13 protein-coding genes are annotated in these 16,003 nt (G+C 35.1%); 10 read left to right on the plus strand and 3 right to left on the minus strand.

Features of this window, described 5'->3' with window-relative positions; translation table 11 throughout:
- The first annotated feature begins 168 nt into the window (after positions 1–168).
- The gene (locus tag ACW0JX_RS11095) at positions 169–2,667 is read left to right on the plus strand and encodes a transglycosylase domain-containing protein (protein WP_089170938.1); all 2,499 of its coding nucleotides are present in this window, start codon (positions 169–171) and stop codon (positions 2,665–2,667) included.
- A gap of 380 nt (positions 2,668–3,047) precedes the next feature.
- On the opposite strand, the gene ACW0JX_RS11100 is transcribed toward ACW0JX_RS11095, so the two are convergent.
- Complete coding sequence (locus ACW0JX_RS11100) at positions 3,048–3,332, minus strand: hypothetical protein (protein WP_063547175.1); 285 nt, start codon at positions 3,330–3,332, stop codon at positions 3,048–3,050.
- Between the two features lie 235 nt (positions 3,333–3,567).
- On the opposite strand from ACW0JX_RS11100, the gene ACW0JX_RS11105 reads away from it, so the two are divergent.
- From ACW0JX_RS11105 to ACW0JX_RS11140, 8 genes are all read left to right on the plus strand, one after another.
- Positions 3,568–4,713 carry an MFS transporter gene (locus tag ACW0JX_RS11105; protein ID WP_144465464.1) on the plus strand — a complete coding sequence of 382 codons (1,146 nt, stop codon included), beginning with the start codon at positions 3,568–3,570 and terminating at the stop codon, positions 4,711–4,713.
- Between the two features lie 15 nt (positions 4,714–4,728).
- Positions 4,729–5,019, plus strand: a complete 291-nt coding sequence (locus tag ACW0JX_RS11110) for a HesB/YadR/YfhF family protein (RefSeq protein ID WP_089170939.1) — start codon at positions 4,729–4,731, stop codon at positions 5,017–5,019.
- A gap of 396 nt (positions 5,020–5,415) precedes the next feature.
- Positions 5,416–6,537 (plus strand): citrate synthase, encoded by a 1,122-nt coding sequence (mmgD, locus tag ACW0JX_RS11115; RefSeq protein ID WP_144465465.1) that lies wholly within the window; start codon positions 5,416–5,418, stop codon positions 6,535–6,537.
- A 98-nt stretch (positions 6,538–6,635) separates the two neighbouring features.
- Positions 6,636–8,072 (plus strand): 2-methylcitrate dehydratase, encoded by a 1,437-nt coding sequence (gene prpD, locus ACW0JX_RS11120; protein ID WP_000598139.1) that lies wholly within the window; start codon positions 6,636–6,638, stop codon positions 8,070–8,072.
- An 18-nt stretch (positions 8,073–8,090) separates the two neighbouring features.
- Positions 8,091–8,999 carry a methylisocitrate lyase gene (gene prpB, locus ACW0JX_RS11125; RefSeq protein ID WP_000312640.1) on the plus strand — a complete coding sequence of 303 codons (909 nt, stop codon included), beginning with the start codon at positions 8,091–8,093 and terminating at the stop codon, positions 8,997–8,999.
- Positions 9,000–9,151: 152 nt separating this feature from the next.
- Entirely contained in the window at positions 9,152–10,861 is a 1,710-nt protein-coding gene (locus tag ACW0JX_RS11130; RefSeq protein ID WP_098126134.1) for an acyl-CoA dehydrogenase family protein, read from the plus strand.
- 16 nt (positions 10,862–10,877) lie between these two features.
- Positions 10,878–11,768, plus strand: coding sequence for an NAD(P)-dependent oxidoreductase (locus tag ACW0JX_RS11135; RefSeq protein ID WP_098126133.1), 891 nt, complete (start codon positions 10,878–10,880; stop codon positions 11,766–11,768).
- Positions 11,769–11,804: 36 nt separating this feature from the next.
- Positions 11,805–13,265: a CoA-acylating methylmalonate-semialdehyde dehydrogenase gene (locus tag ACW0JX_RS11140; RefSeq protein WP_000633339.1), complete on the plus strand. Its 1,461-nt coding sequence runs from the start codon at positions 11,805–11,807 to the stop codon at positions 13,263–13,265.
- Positions 13,266–13,341: 76 nt separating this feature from the next.
- Here the strand turns inward: ACW0JX_RS11140 and ACW0JX_RS11145 are convergent, their stop codons facing one another.
- Both ACW0JX_RS11145 and ACW0JX_RS11150 read right to left on the minus strand, forming a co-directional pair.
- The gene (locus tag ACW0JX_RS11145) at positions 13,342–13,974 is read right to left on the minus strand and encodes a LysE family translocator (protein ID WP_095690960.1); all 633 of its coding nucleotides are present in this window, start codon (positions 13,972–13,974) and stop codon (positions 13,342–13,344) included.
- Positions 13,975–14,226: 252 nt separating this feature from the next.
- Complete coding sequence (locus ACW0JX_RS11150; protein WP_459245666.1) at positions 14,227–15,282, minus strand: enoyl-CoA hydratase/isomerase family protein; 1,056 nt, start codon at positions 15,280–15,282, stop codon at positions 14,227–14,229.
- A 330-nt stretch (positions 15,283–15,612) separates the two neighbouring features.
- Between ACW0JX_RS11150 and ACW0JX_RS11155 the strand changes: the two genes are divergently transcribed.
- Positions 15,613–15,870: a hypothetical protein gene (locus ACW0JX_RS11155; protein ID WP_001119409.1), complete on the plus strand. Its 258-nt coding sequence runs from the start codon at positions 15,613–15,615 to the stop codon at positions 15,868–15,870.
- Positions 15,871–16,003 lie beyond the last annotated feature (133 nt).

The following is a 16,003-nucleotide window of genomic DNA, read 5'->3' on the forward strand; positions in this document are numbered from 1 at the left end:
AAGTGAAAATAGTTTGTATAAGAAGTATTCTAAAATTTATAATCTGTGAATTGGGAAAATATTGAATGCTCCAGGTCAATATACTTTCTTAATCAAATGCATTTTAGAAAGTGACCTCAATATTTTTAAGTAAATCAACGGGAGAATTGAAAGGCAGGAGAAAGTAACATGTCAGAAAATTATCGTTCTCGAGAGGAACGACGACAAGTTAAAAAGAAAAAACAACCAGCTTCTAAAACACAAAAACCAAAAGGTAAAACATCATTCTTTCGCAAGTTTTTAATTACTTGTTTATTACTTGGTATTGTTGGTTTAGTGGCGGGGGTTGCTACCTTTTTCGTAATGATTAAGGATGCACCAAAACTTGAGAAAGCAAAACTTGTTAATCCGTTATCCTCAAAAATTTATGATAAAAACGGGGATTTGGTATATGAATATGGAAAAGAAAAAAGGACGAATGTTACGTATGAGCAAATACCTAAATTAGTAGAAAATGCATTTTTAGCAACAGAAGATTCACGTTTTTATGAGCATAGCGGAGTAGATTTTAAAGGCACTGCGCGTGCTGTTCTAGTAAGTCTTAAGGGAGATTACGGTTCTCAAGGTGGAAGTACGATAACACAGCAAGTTATTAAAAACTACTTCTTATCAATGGACAAAACACCAAAACGTAAGGCGCAAGAAATATATTTAGCTTATAAGCTAGAACAACAGTATTCAAAACATGAAATATTAGAGATGTACTTAAATAAAATTAACTTAGGAAACCGTTCATATGGGATCGCAACAGCAGCACAAAACTACTATGGTAAAGAATTGAAGGACTTAACATTACCAGAAGTTGCGATGCTGGCAGGTTTACCGAAAGCACCGAATAACTATGATCCAACGAAAAAAGAAAATGTTCAAAAAGCAACAGAAAGAAGAAATGTTGTTCTAAACTTAATGAATCGACATGGATATATAACAAAACAGGAAATGGAAGAAGCATCAAAAGTTGACGTAGAAAAGGGACTCAAGCCTGCAACTCAACTACAAACAATGCCATACCCTGCATTTATGGATGCAGTTGTGAAAGAAGTAGAAAAAGAATTGCCAGATGCTAATATTGGTTCTGATGGTTTAGAAATTTATACAACGTTAGATCCGAAAGCACAGAAACTTGCTGATAATATTTTAAATAATAATATCATTGATTATCCGAACGATAAATTCCAAGGTGCATTTACATTTATGGATACGAAAACAGGAGAAGTTCGTGCTATAGGTAGTGGCCGTGGAGAAAATAAAGCTGTATTTAAAGGGCATAATATGGCAATTGAATTAGATCGTGCAGCTGGTTCAACGATGAAGCCGATTTTCGACTACGCTCCTGCAATTGAATATTTAAAATGGGCTACGTACCATCAAATTGATGACTCTCCATTTAAGTATTCAACGGGACAAGAAGTACGAAATTCAGATAGAAGTCATATGGGCCCTATTACAATGCGTGTAGCATTAGAAAAGTCACGAAATATCCCAGCAATTAAGACTGCGAAAGAAGTTGGAATTAATAAATCAAAAGACTTCTCTGAGAAATTAGGCATTACATTTAATACGGCACCGACTGAATCAACAGCGATTGGTACAAATGAAGTATCACCAACTGAAATAGCGGGCGCTTATGCGGCATTTGGTAATGATGGTAAATATACGAAACCGCATTTTGTTAAGAAAGTCGTTTATCCAGATGGTAAGTCACAAAGTTTTGGACAAAAACCAAAACAAGTTATGACAGACTCTACCGCATATATGATTACAGATATGCTTCGTTCTGTAGTTACATCGGGTACTGGTACATCTGCAAATATAGCATCTTTAGATGTAGCTGGTAAAACGGGTACGACAAACTACTCATCAAAACAATTAGCTCAATATAAAATTCCAGAAAGTGCAACTCGTGATAGTTGGTTTGCTGGATATACACCGCAATATACGATGGCAGTATGGACGGGGTATATGAAAGATGGTAAAGACGAGTATATTAGTAGTAAAAATACGAAAATTGCACAGTTGATCTTTAAAGAAATGATGAGTGAAATGGCTACAGATAAATCACGCTTTAAAATGCCAAGTAGCGTTATTCAAGAAGGTAGTGAGCTACGTATAAAAGGTGAAAAACGTGATTCATCGCCAAATACTAGCGTACCGGATACAACGGAGCAACCAAAACAAGATCAACAGCAAAAAACTGAAGAAGAGAAAAAGCAAGAAGAATTAAAGAAACAAGAAGAACTGAAAAAACAAGAAGAGCAAAAGAAACAAGAGGAACTTAAGAAGCAAGAAGAACAAAAGAAACTAGAAGAGCAAAAGAAACAAGAAGAAGAAAAGAAACAAAATGAACAAAATAACGGAAATGGTCAAGGAACGACACCTCCAGCGAATAACGGAGGAGGCCAAGGAACGACACCTCCAGCAAATAACGGAGGAGGTCAAGGAACGACACCTCCAGCGAATAACGGAAATGGTCAAGGAACGACACCTCCAGCAAATAACGGAGGAGGCCAAGGAACGACACCTCCAGCGAATAATAATGGAGGTCAAGGAACTCCAACCCCACCTGCAACAGTACAACCAAATAATGGTGGAAATGCAGGAGAGGTTCCTGCCAATAATGGACAATAAGAAAAATTTATAGAAAAGTTTTCAAAAGAGCACTTAAGATTTGTAGGAATTTACAATCTTAAGTGCTTTTTTCATTTTGCTACAGAAAATGTAATGTTAAGGGCTGGATAGAAGAAAAAGAGTGAATTAACGTAAAGAGAGGAAAGTCTATTTGCAAAAGATGGTATGTGTTGGTTATCCCGCAAAGTGACTAACTGTGATGAATCATATAAAGTATTAAATAAGTAAAAATTATATTCAAATCTTTAATAAATATCTTTCTTTAGTTGGGAAAATAATTTAAAAAGTCGAATTTCTTATTTAGGAAATTCGACTTTTTATGTTGAAACTGGAGTGAAGTTAATCTTTATTGCAATGTAGGGGGAATACAGTGATGGCTATTAAATGTTAAACGTGCCATAAAAATTTTGAAAATAAATTGATGGGAAATGATAAAAGACTTGAGCCTGAGGTGGTGGAGCGTAGCTAGGGTGATAAAAGGTAGTGCTACTTGGATGGGCACCATGATGCCAAAATGAAGGGGTAGCTTGACCTGGTGATTGGTATTGTTGCCAAATTGCTGGAAGTTCAATGCCGACATCGGAACTTGCTGTATGAACGGCGGGGGCATGTATTTCGGGTATCGAAGGAACCGCGACAGTTACTCTTGATGATAATACCCACATAAAATAATCACTCCTAAGTTGTGATAATAAATTAGTATATTCTTTTCACACGTATAAAGGTACATATATAGGACTTTCGTTTAAAACATGCGTACAAAGTCTTAAGACTAATGTAAGCTGATGGTGGACTATTTAATATGAAAAGATACGTCTATTTGCGGAGGGAAAAGAGATCAATAAAATGTACAATGAGGGTGTTAATCGTAATATTTTACGAGTGTATGGAGGTATTTTTATGGAACGATTATGGACGAAATCATTTATTCAAATGACTTTCGCAATGCTATTTTTATTTACAGGATTTTATTTACTTGTTCCAACGCTCCCGCTCTTTATTAAAGAGATAGGTGGCAATGAATCGCAAGTTGGACTCATGATGGGAATGTTTACAATAGCTGCTGTTGTAATACGACCGATTATTGGAGGAATGTTAGATCAATATGGTAGAAGATCCTTTATTATTTTCGGACTCATCTTTTTTGGATTAACGATGTATTCCTATAATATAGCATCGACTATTGTCCTTTTAGCTGTTTTACGTGTTATTCACGGAGTAACATGGGCTGTTTCTACAACAGCTGTTGGAACAGCAATAACGGATATTATTCCAGATTCACGCCGCGGTGAAGGTATGGGTTGGTACGGGATGGCGATGACAATTGCAATGGCGATCGGACCTATGATTGGATTATGGGTTGTGCAAAATTATTCATTTCATGGTCTATTTTTATTAGCGACGTTGTTATCTTTTATGGCAGTCGTATTATCATTAATAACGAAGATGCCATTTACGCCACAAAAAGAAAAAGGGAAAATTCAGCTATTTGAGAAATCCGTATTAACAATCACGATTGTAGTATTCTTTTTATCGTTTGCATATGGAGGAATAACAACCTTTTTACCGTTATTTGCATCATCAATTCATGTAAACCCGGGAACTTTCTTTCTTGTATATGCAATTGCATTAACAATTGTAAGACCAATTTCAGGGAAACTATTAGATAAGTATGGAGAAGTATTCATCATACTTCCAGCATTATGTATTACTATTTTAGCTATAGTTGTTTTAACTATTTCAAATGGTTTGATAGGTGTAATTATCGCAGCAACATTATACGGTATTGGATTTGGTTCAGCGCAGCCAGCTTTGCAAGCGGCAATGCTTACAATTGTCGACCCGAGTAAAAGAGGAGTTGCAAATGCTTCATTTTTTACAGCGTTTGATTTAGGAATCGGGTTAGGTGCTATTTTACTTGGAGTTGTTTCACAAATGTTTGGTTATCGTATTTTATTTTCAGGGAGTGCAATTTCAGCATTGATAGCTTTAATTATTTTCGTCTTCTTTGTAAAACAACGATTAGGAAAAAAAGAGTTTGCGTAAACTGGAGGAATAAAGATGAGAATTTCAATTGATCGTAAAGCTCTGCAATGGTTCCAGGAAGAATTACGTATAAAGCACGGTGAATCTGTACGTTTTACTGTAAGGTACGGAGGGGATAGTTCAATTCATCCCGGATATTCTTTAGGGGTTGTTGCTGAGAAACCAGATGGGGAAATAGTGTCAGTTGAGAAGGAAGGTATTATATTTTTTGTAGATTCTGATGATCTTTGGTATTTTCAAAACTATGATTTATTTGTAAGTTATCATGAGGAAATGGAAGAAATTCAATTTAATTATGTAAAATAATAACTTTATTAAAAATGAATAAGTTTTATATAAAAATTATATTTAAGAGATAGTGAAATAAATATCATATAGTAACGAGCTGTATTTATGTACAGCTCGTTTTTTTTTATTTCTCAAATAAAATTAGAATAATTGTATATTTGGCGGTGTTATATGAAAAATCTTTATATCTTGTTTTTGAAAATACGCAAAGAAGTCTATTCTTTCTTTATAAAATATAAGAATTATTTTCAAAAAATTGTATTGTTACAGTAAGAAAAGTGTAGGAAACTTATCATTATAAAATAAATTGAAATCTTCTAAAAACTCTGATACATTGAAATAGAAATGTAGTTTCACAATATTGTAAAGGCTTACAGTTATGTGCACGAAGATCTATTAGGATTGGAGGAAATAATGATGAAAGCTGAAGAAAAATTTTCCCCGGGATTAGATGGTATAGTGGCAGCGGAGACGAAAATCTCGTTTCTTGACACAGTAAAAGGTGAAATTGTAATTCAAGGGTATGACTTAATCGAACTCTCAAAAACAAAAGAGTATTTAGACATTGTGCACCTTTTATTGGAGGAACACCTACCGAATGAAGATGAAAAAGCAACAATTGAAAAGAAATTAAAAGAAGAATATGCAGTACCAGAAGGTGTATTCAACGTACTAAAGGCATTGCCTAAAGAGACGCATCCCATGGATGGATTACGTACAGGTGTGTCAGCGTTAGCTGGTTACGATAATGATATCGAAAACCGCTCGTTAGAAGTGAATAAAAGCCGAGGGTACAAGCTGTTAAGTAAAGTGCCAAACATTGTAGCGAATAGCTATCATATTTTAAATAATGAGGAGCCAATTGAACCTCTTAAAGAATTATCTTATAGTGCGAATTTCTTCTATATGTTAACTGGTAAAAAACCAACTGAACTTGAGGAAAAGATCTTTGATCGTTCCCTTGTTTTATATAGTGAGCATGAAATGCCAAACTCTACATTTACAGCTCGCGTTATTGCATCAACACAATCAGATTTATACGGTGCTTTAACAGGTGCAGTTGCATCTTTAAAAGGAAGTTTACATGGCGGTGCAAATGAAGCGGTTATGTACATGCTTTTAGAAGCTGGTAATGTTGAGAAATTTGAAGAGTTATTACAGAAGAAATTATATAACAAAGAAAAAATTATGGGCTTTGGACACCGTGTTTATATGAAGAAGATGGATCCAAGAGCACTTATGATGAAGGAAGCTTTAAAACAGTTATGTGATGTAAAAGGTGATTATACACTATATGAAATGTGTGAAGCTGGAGAAAAGATTATGGAAAAAGAAAAAGGAATTTATCCAAATCTTGATTATTATGCAGCTCCAGTATATTGGATGCTAGGTATTCCAATTCAACTTTACACACCTATCTTCTTTAGCTCTAGAACAGTGGGATTATGTGCGCACGTTATTGAGCAACATGAAAATAATCGTTTGTTCCGTCCGCGTGTAAATTATATTGGCGAGCGACATGTACTTAGTAAATAAGAACAACTGGGGAGTTGTTAGCACCGCCCGCCAGATGGGTGTTTGACCGACACCCATCATTAATAATAACGAATTTTCGACAGAAAGGGAAGGATAGCATGATTAAAACAAATGAAATTAAGCAAAAAGATGCATTATTAGAAGAGATTACGGATTATGTATTAAATAAAGAGGTTACTAGTGCAGAAGCATTCAGTACAGCTCGTTACGTATTACTTGATACACTTGGATGTGGAATTTTAGCATTACAATATCCAGAATGTACGAAATTACTAGGACCAGTTGTGCCAGGAACAGTCGTGCCAAATGGTACACGTGTACCAGGTACGTCTTATGTACTAGATCCAGTAAAAGGTGCATTTAATATCGGATGTATGATCCGTTGGTTAGACTATAACGATACTTGGCTTGCAGCAGAGTGGGGACATCCATCTGATAACCTAGGCGGAATTTTAGCGGTCGCAGATTATATTAGCCGTGTTCGTATTTCAGAAGGAAAAGAAGCTTTAAAAGTACGTGAAGTATTAGAAATGATGATTAAAGCACATGAAATTCAAGGCGTGCTGGCTTTAGAAAACAGCTTAAACAGAGTTGGTCTTGACCATGTATTATATGTAAAAGTAGCAACAACTGCAGTAGTTGCGAAAATGCTTGGCGGAACACGTGAAGAAATCTTTAATGCATTATCACATGCGTGGATTGATAATTCTAGTCTTCGTACATATCGTCATGCTCCAAATACGGGCTCACGTAAATCATGGGCTGCAGGTGACGCAACGAGCCGCGGTGTTCATCTTGCAATGACTGCTCTAAAAGGTGAAATGGGTTATCCAACAGCATTATCTGCGCCAGGATGGGGATTCCAAGATGTATTATTCAATAAACAAGAATTAAAATTAGCAAGACCACTAGAGTCATATGTAATGGAAAATGTATTATTTAAAGTGTCATATCCAGCAGAATTCCATGCACAAACAGCTGCAGAATGTGCAGTGAAGTTGCATCCGGAAATTAAAGAGAGATTGGATGAAATTGACCGCATTACAATTACAACTCATGAATCAGCAATTCGTATTATTGATAAAGAAGGTCCATTAAATAACCCAGCTGATCGTGATCATTGCTTACAATACATTACGGCAATTGGTTTATTAAAAGGAGATATCGTTGCAGATGATTATGAAGATGCAGTAGCAAACGATCCACGTGTAGACGAATTACGTAATAAGATGGTTGTTGTTGAAAACAAACAGTACAGTTTAGATTACCTTGACCCGAACAAGCGCTCAATCGCCAACGCTGTTCAAGTTCACTTTAAAGATGGCACAGTAACAGAAAATGTGGAATGTGAATATCCACTTGGTCACCGTTTCCGTAGAGACGAAGCAATTCCAAAAGTTGTTCAAAAATTCACTGCAAATATGGCAGGTCATTATTCTAGTAAGCAACAAGAACAAATTCATGAAGTTTGTTTAAATGAAGAAAAGCTAGAAAATATGAATGTAAATGAATTTGTAGATCTATTCTTAATTTAATAATAGGGGGAATTTAGAATGGCTTGGGTTGTGAAAAAGCAGTCAACACAAGAGGAGCTTGCGAATCGATTCCGAGCTTTAGTAGAAGCAAATGAAATTTTGCAAATTCCAGGTGCTCATGATGCAATGGCGGCTTTAGTTGCAAAAAATACAGGTTTTTCAGCTCTTTATTTATCAGGAGCTGCTTATACTGCAAGTAAAGGCTTACCAGATTTAGGTATCGTGACGTCTACTGAAGTGGCTGAGAGAGCAAGAGATTTAGTAAGAGCTACAGACTTACCTGTTCTTGTTGACATTGATACAGGATTTGGTGGTGTACTAAATGTAGCGAGAACAGCTGTAGAAATGGTGGAAGCGAAAGTAGCAGCTGTCCAAATTGAAGATCAGCAATTACCAAAAAAATGTGGACATTTAAATGGTAAGAAACTTGTTACTACAGAAGAATTGGTTCAAAAAATTAAAGCGATTAAAGAAGTTGCACCGAGCTTATACATTGTAGCACGTACTGATGCTCGCGGCGTTGAAGGATTAGATGAAGCAATTGAAAGAGCAAATGCATATGTAAAAGCAGGTGCAGATGCAATTTTCCCTGAAGCGCTTCAATCAGAGGAAGAATTCCGTCTATTTAATAGTAAGGTAAATGCACCTTTACTTGCGAATATGACTGAATTTGGAAAAACTCCATATTATAGTGCAGAGGAATTTGCAAATATGGGCTTCCAAATGGTTATTTATCCTGTAACTTCACTTCGCGTTGCAGCGAAAGCGTATGAAAATGTGTTTACTTTAATTAAAGAAACAGGTTCTCAAAAAGATGCACTTTCTAATATGCAAACGAGAAGTGAATTATACGAAACAATTTCATATCATGACTTTGAAGAGTTAGATACTGGTATTGCAAAAACAGTATTATCAGAAGATCAATAGATAAAGCAGCGAAGGCGATGAAAATACATCTTTGGCAAAATAAAATGCTTGATGTGAAAAATCATCGCCTTCTATTTTCAAAAAAGATATTCCACTCATCGTAGACGAGCATAAGCAAAAAGCTATGAAAGCCGAATGATAGGGGGATACATATGGAGAAAACGAAGTTACCATGGGATGAATTTTTTTCACTCAATAAAGATATAAATCATACTTACTTTACACCAGAAGATTTTTCAGGTGATGAAGATTTAATCGCAAAAACGACAGAACAATTCGTTAAACAAGAAATTGTTCCACAAATGGAGAATATTGAACAACATAACTATAAAGTTTCTCGTCAATTATTTGAGAAAGCTGGGGAACTTGGATTATTAGGCATTGAGGTACCAGAAGATTATGGCGGGTTCGAGTTAGGAAAGGCTGTCTCAGGTCTTGTAGCAGAGAAAATGGGTTACGCTGGTGCGTTTAGCGTTTCTTTTAATATACACGCTGGTGTCGGTACATTGCCTTACATATATTATGGAACGAAAGAACAGAAAGAAAAATATTTACCGAAAATCGCATCGGGAGAATGGATTGGTGCTTATGCTTTAACTGAGCCAAATGCTGGTTCGGATGCATTAAGTGCAAAAACAAGCGCCGTATTGAATGAAGAGGGAACAGCTTGGAAGTTAAATGGTGAGAAGCAATGGATTACAAATGCTCATATGGCAGATGTATACGTTGTTTTTGCGAAGACAAATAAAGGAATGACAGCGTTTATTGTCGAAAGAACATGTGAAGGTGTATCTATTGGATTAGAAGAAAAGAAAATGGGAATTAAAGGTTCTTCAACAGCGACTCTTATTTTAGAAGATGTTGTCATCCCTGCTGAAAATGTTTTAGGGGAAGTTGGGAAAGGGCATCACGTAGCCCTTAATATTCTTAACTTTGCTAGACTTAAACTTGCTTTTGGAAATATTGGAACAGCAAAACAAGCAATTGGTTTGTCGGTTCAATATGGAAAAGAGCGAAAACAGTTCCAAACGGAATTAGTAGACTTTACGATGATTCAAGAGAAAATTGCAAATATGATCATTGCTACATATGGAGCAGAAAGTGCAGCTTATCGTACAGCAGGTGTAATCGATGAAGCAATTCATGAGAGCGATGAAGATCTTATGAAGAAAATGTCCCAATTTGCAATTGAATGTGCACTAAATAAAGTAAATGCTTCTGAAACACTTGGTCACATCGTAGATGAAGCTGTACAAATTCATGGTGGTTACGGTTATATGCAAGAATACGAAGTAGAACGTTTATATCGTGATGCTAGAATTAGTCGTATTTTTGAAGGGACGAATGAAATTAATAGATTAACAGTTGCTAAAATGTTAATGAAGCAAGTGGAACAAATTGAAGATACTGAAGTAGAGATTGATGTAGAAAATGTCGAAAGAAACCATCGTTACATTTTATTAGCGAAAAAATTGTTGAAACAATCTTTGAAAACGCTCTCTAAAACTCCAGGTTTAAAAATTGATCAAGAGCAAGAATATTCACGTGTATTATCAAATATGTTAACGGATGTGTACGTCATGGAATCAGCATTTTTACGTACGAGTAAAGCAATTAGTAAAAATGGTGAAGGGAAAGAACGTACGAAACAAATGATAACTGACGTTATTTGTGAAGAAGGATATCGTAAAGTAGAAGAAGCGGCGATTTCTATACTTTCAGCGGCTGTTACAGAAGAACAAGATAGACACGTAATTTTAGCTGGAATTCGTCAATTATCAGTACCTTTATACACGAACGTATTTACAAAAAAGAGAGAAATTGCGAAAGCTATTATAAATCGCGGAAAGTATATTGTGTAAATAGGAGGAAAGCGATATGAAAAAGATTGGTTTTATCGGTTTAGGTAACATGGGTCTTCCGATGTCTAAAAATTTAGTTAAATCAAATTACACAGTATATGGTGTGGATTTAAATAAAGATGCTGAAGCTTCCTTTGAAAAAGAAGGAGGAATTATTGGCTTATCAATCTTAAAACTAGCAGAAACATGCGATGTAATTTTTACAAGTTTACCTTCACCTCGGGCTGTTGAAGCAGTATATTTTGGAGAAGAAGGATTATTTGAAAATAGTCACTCGAATATAGTTTTAATAGATACAAGTACTGTATCTCCACAGTTAAACAAACAGTTAGAGGAAGCTGCAAAGGAAAAGAAAGTAGACTTTTTAGCAGCACCTGTGAGCGGCGGTGTAATTGGAGCTGAAAACCGTACATTAACGTTTATGGTTGGTGGATCAAAAGAGGTATATGAGAAAGCGGAATCTATCATGACTGTACTAGGTGCGAACATTTTCCATGTTAGTGAGCAAATTGATAGTGGTACAACAGTTAAATTAATTAATAACCTATTAATTGGTTTTTATACAGCTGGTGTGAGTGAAGCCTTAACATTAGCGAAAAAGAACAATATGGATTTAGATAAAATGTTTGATATTTTAAATGTAAGTTATGGTCAGAGTAGAATTTATGAGCGCAATTATAAAAGTTTCATTGCATCAGAAAACTATGAGCCAGGTTTTACTGTGAATTTACTAAAGAAAGATTTGGGGTTTGCAGTAGATTTAGCGAAAGAAAGTGAACTTCACTTACCAGTAAGCGAAATGCTATTAAACGTATATGAAGAAGCAAGTGAAGCTGGGTATGGTGAAAACGATATGGCTGCTTTATATAAGAAAGTTAGTGAACAATTAATTTCTAATCACAAATAATAGACTTATAAACATCATAAAAAAGGAGAGAATACAATGATTACAACTGAAATTAAAAGAGTGAAAAATCACATTAACGGTGAGTGGGTTGAATCGACAGGTACGGAAGTAGAAGCAGTTCCAAATCCAGCGACTGGAAAAATTATCGCTTACGTTCCACTATCTCCAAAAGAGGATGTTGAAAAAGCTGTTGAAGCGGCAAAAGCAGCATTCGAAACATGGTCTAAAGTACCAGTTCCGAATCGTTCAAGAAATTTATATAAATATTTACAGCTATTACAAGAAAACAAAGATGAGCTTGCAAAAATCATTACGCTAGAAAATGGTAAGACGCTAACGGATGCAACAGGTGAAGTACAGCGTGGTATTGAAGCGGTAGAACTTGCAACATCGGCACCTAATTTAATGATGGGACAAGCGCTTCCGAATATTGCTAGCGGAATTGATGGATCAATTTGGCGCTACCCAATCGGAGTTGTTGCTGGTATTACACCGTTCAACTTCCCAATGATGATTCCATTATGGATGTTCCCACTTGCAATTGCTTGCGGTAATACATTCGTATTAAAAACATCGGAAAGAACGCCACTTTTAGCGGAGCGACTTGTAGAATTATTCTATGAAGCAGGTTTCCCAAAAGGCGTATTAAATTTAGTACAAGGCGGAAAAGATGTTGTAAATAGCATTTTAGAAAATAAAGATATTCAAGCTGTTTCGTTCGTTGGCTCTGAGCCGGTAGCTCGTTACGTATATGAAACAGGTACGAAACACGGAAAACGTGTACAAGCGTTAGCAGGTGCGAAAAACCATGCAATTGTAATGCCAGATTGCAATCTTGAGAAAACAGTACAAGGTGTAATTGGATCTGCATTTGCAAGTAGTGGAGAGCGCTGTATGGCATGCTCAGTAGTAGCAGTAGTGGATGAAATTGCTGATGAATTCATTGATGTATTAGTAGCAGAAACGAAAAAATTAAAAGTAGGCGATGGCTTTAACGAAGATAACTATGTTGGACCATTAATCCGTGAATCTCATAAAGAGCGCGTTTTAGGCTATATTAATAGCGGTGTAGCAGATGGGGCAACTTTATTAGTAGATGGCCGTAAAATTAATGAAGAAGTTGGAGAAGGTTACTTTGTAGGTGCGACAATCTTTGATGGCGTGAATCAAGAAATGAAAATTTGGCAAGATGAAATTTTTGCTCCAGTATTAAGCATTGTACGTGTTAAAGATTTAGAAGAAGGTATTAAACTAACAAATCAATCTAAATTTGCAAACGGTGCGGTTATTTATACGTCAAATGGTAAACATGCACAAACATTCCGTGATAACATCGATGCTGGTATGATCGGTGTAAATGTAAACGTTCCAGCACCAATGGCATTCTTCGCATTTGCAGGAAATAAAGCTTCATTCTTTGGTGATTTAGGTACAAATGGTACAGATGGCGTTCAATTCTATACACGTAAAAAAGTTGTAACTGAGCGCTGGTTTTAATATAGAGTAAACAGCCAAATCAACTATTAAATGAAAACCACCACCACTATTAATAGTGGTGGTGGTTTTCATCTTGTTAATTATTTTTTTCAAAAGCTAGTTTAATACCAAATCCAATTAGGACGACTCCTGTTAGCCCTTGAATATAACGTTGCGTCTTTGGTTTTTTCATAAAAGCACTAATTTTATCAATTAAAAATATATAAAATGCAAACCAAATGACTGTTAAAACGAGGTAAGTAAGGCCCATTAAAAGAAGTTGAATAAATGTATTATGATTTGGATTTAAAAATTGCGGTAAAAAAGTTAAAAAGAAGACTGCAACTTTAGGATTTAATAAATTTGTAAGAAATCCTTGGCGAAAGCAAGAAGTATGTTCGTTTTCATTATTCAAAGATAGATCATTTGTATCTAAGTTTTCTTTGTTTCTTACTGCTAAAAGGGCTTTAATACCGATATATATTAAATAGAGAGCCCCAACGTACTTGAAAATAGAAAATAAAAGAGCTGACTTTACAATAAGTGCAGAAAGACCAATTACAGCAGCTAAAGTATGAATTAATAGTGCAATACATGTACCAAACACTGTTTTCACTCCACCGATTTTACCAGCAACCAATGTGTTTTTCGTAGCCATTGCTGTATCTGGACCAGGTAAAATGATAAGGCAAATAGACATAATGATGAAAAGAAGATAATTTTCTATCATAGCCGCCCCTCCTTTTTATTTTTAGAATATTTGATTAAAATCAGTGTAGCACAAAAATGGATTTAATAAAATTAAATTTTATTAAAAATTATTAAATAAAAAAGGCTATATAGTAGCTGTAATTACACTACTATATAGCCTCGATTTTATCCCGCTATTTGCGAGTAGTAAGATTTCCACCGCACAAGATTTAGCTGGAGCAAAGAAGTTAGGTGGGGGATGAACAAAACACCCACTTATTACAGTTTCATTTTATGCATTAAGTAAATTAAAGAAACGATTCACATCTTCTTCTGAAACGTCACTTAACTGTTTATATTTATAATTCGGATTTTGATCTTTATCAACGACAACGGAGCGTACTCCTTCGAAGAAATCTTCATGTCTCATGAAGTTTTTAGCAAGTATAAGGTCCGTAGCGAAACATTCTTCAACGGATTTATCTTGTCCATCAATAAACTGTTTTAATGTTACTTTTAGTGAAATAGGTGATTTTGATAACAGTGTTTCTTTCGTTTTTAGAGCAAAGGAGCTTTCATCTTTCTCCAATGAATGGATGATTTCTTCAATTGTATCGTAAGCAAAATGTGAATTAATTACTTCTAATGAAGGAGTCAGCTCGCTTTCTAAGTTTGGAGCAGTTGCGAATGTACGAATAACTTCTTTTAAATTAGTATGTACATCAACTTCTTTATGCCAATTTACACTTTCAAGTTCAGTAAGAAACTCTGGTAATGAATCAGAAGTCATAAAGTAATCAGCAGCATTAATAAATAATACGTCAGAAGCTTTTAAAATAGATGCTGTTAAAGCAATGAAGCGTCCTGTATATCCAGGTGCTTTATTTAAGAAATATGCAGCTCCGACGTCTGGGAAGAAGCCGATATTCATCTCTGGCATTGCCCATTTCGTACGTTCAGTTACAATGCGATACTTCGCACCATTTGTAAGACCGACACCACCGCCCATTACAATTCCATCTAAACAAGCAATAATCGGTTTTGTATATTGATAAATATATGTATCAATTTCATACTCTTCTTCAAAAAAACGTTCTGCATGTTGCAATGCCACTTCAGTGGAACGCGCTTCATAAAGAGTTTTAATGTCGCCACCTGCACAAAAACCTTTTGTGCCAGCTCCTTTTAACACGATAAGTGCAATACGCTCATCGTGTTCCCACTCTTTAAGTTTTTGTCCGATAGGTTGTAACATGTCATAAGATAAAGAATTAAGTGCTTTTGGACGGTTTAAAGTAATTGTTGCAACGCCGTTTTCACTAACAGAAAATAAAACGTGTTCAGTCATAATGCATCCTCCCTTACATATCTTCTTATTCTTAATTCTTGATATGTACTGAAATGTCCTTTATAAATTTTGTCAAAAGTTGACGGTAAATATTAATTTGGTCACCGCATATTTTGACGAGTTATCTTTGCAGGATTTCAGAGACTGAGGGGGAATATTACAACATTACTGTAAGTGTAATTATTTGAAGTTATAATGATAAAAGCGCTATTATATAGGTGTGAATTGTTCATTATCAATTCTAAAAAGAGTGTTTGAAGAAAAAATGAATCGTACAATTGTAATAAAAAATTTTACACTGAATTAGAAATAGAGAAAGGAGAAATCGGAATGCCAGGACCTTTACTATTGTCGGTTATTATTTTGTCTTCTTTAATGATAGGGATAACGCAGTATTTTCATCATACAGATACGACAGAAGAAGTGAAGGATAAAGTACGTCTCGTATTTCCGATTTTTATAATATCTATTTCATTCTGTATTTTATTAAATAAAGATGGGTACATTGTCGCAGTGTTCTCATTTTTCGTCGCAATCGTTTTAATTACCGTTTTATATTATGTAATGAAAGACTTTATACAAAAATAAAGATGTCACAATAGGCATTTTTATTTTGGAGAAAATATAAAATTTCACATACCGTATTTTATATAAAATATATAAAACATATAACAATAGAAAAGTGTGTACTTTGCTGTGTATGTACTTGTCAATCTTGCAT

The organism is Bacillus sp. C-3-6, assembly GCF_054509685.1.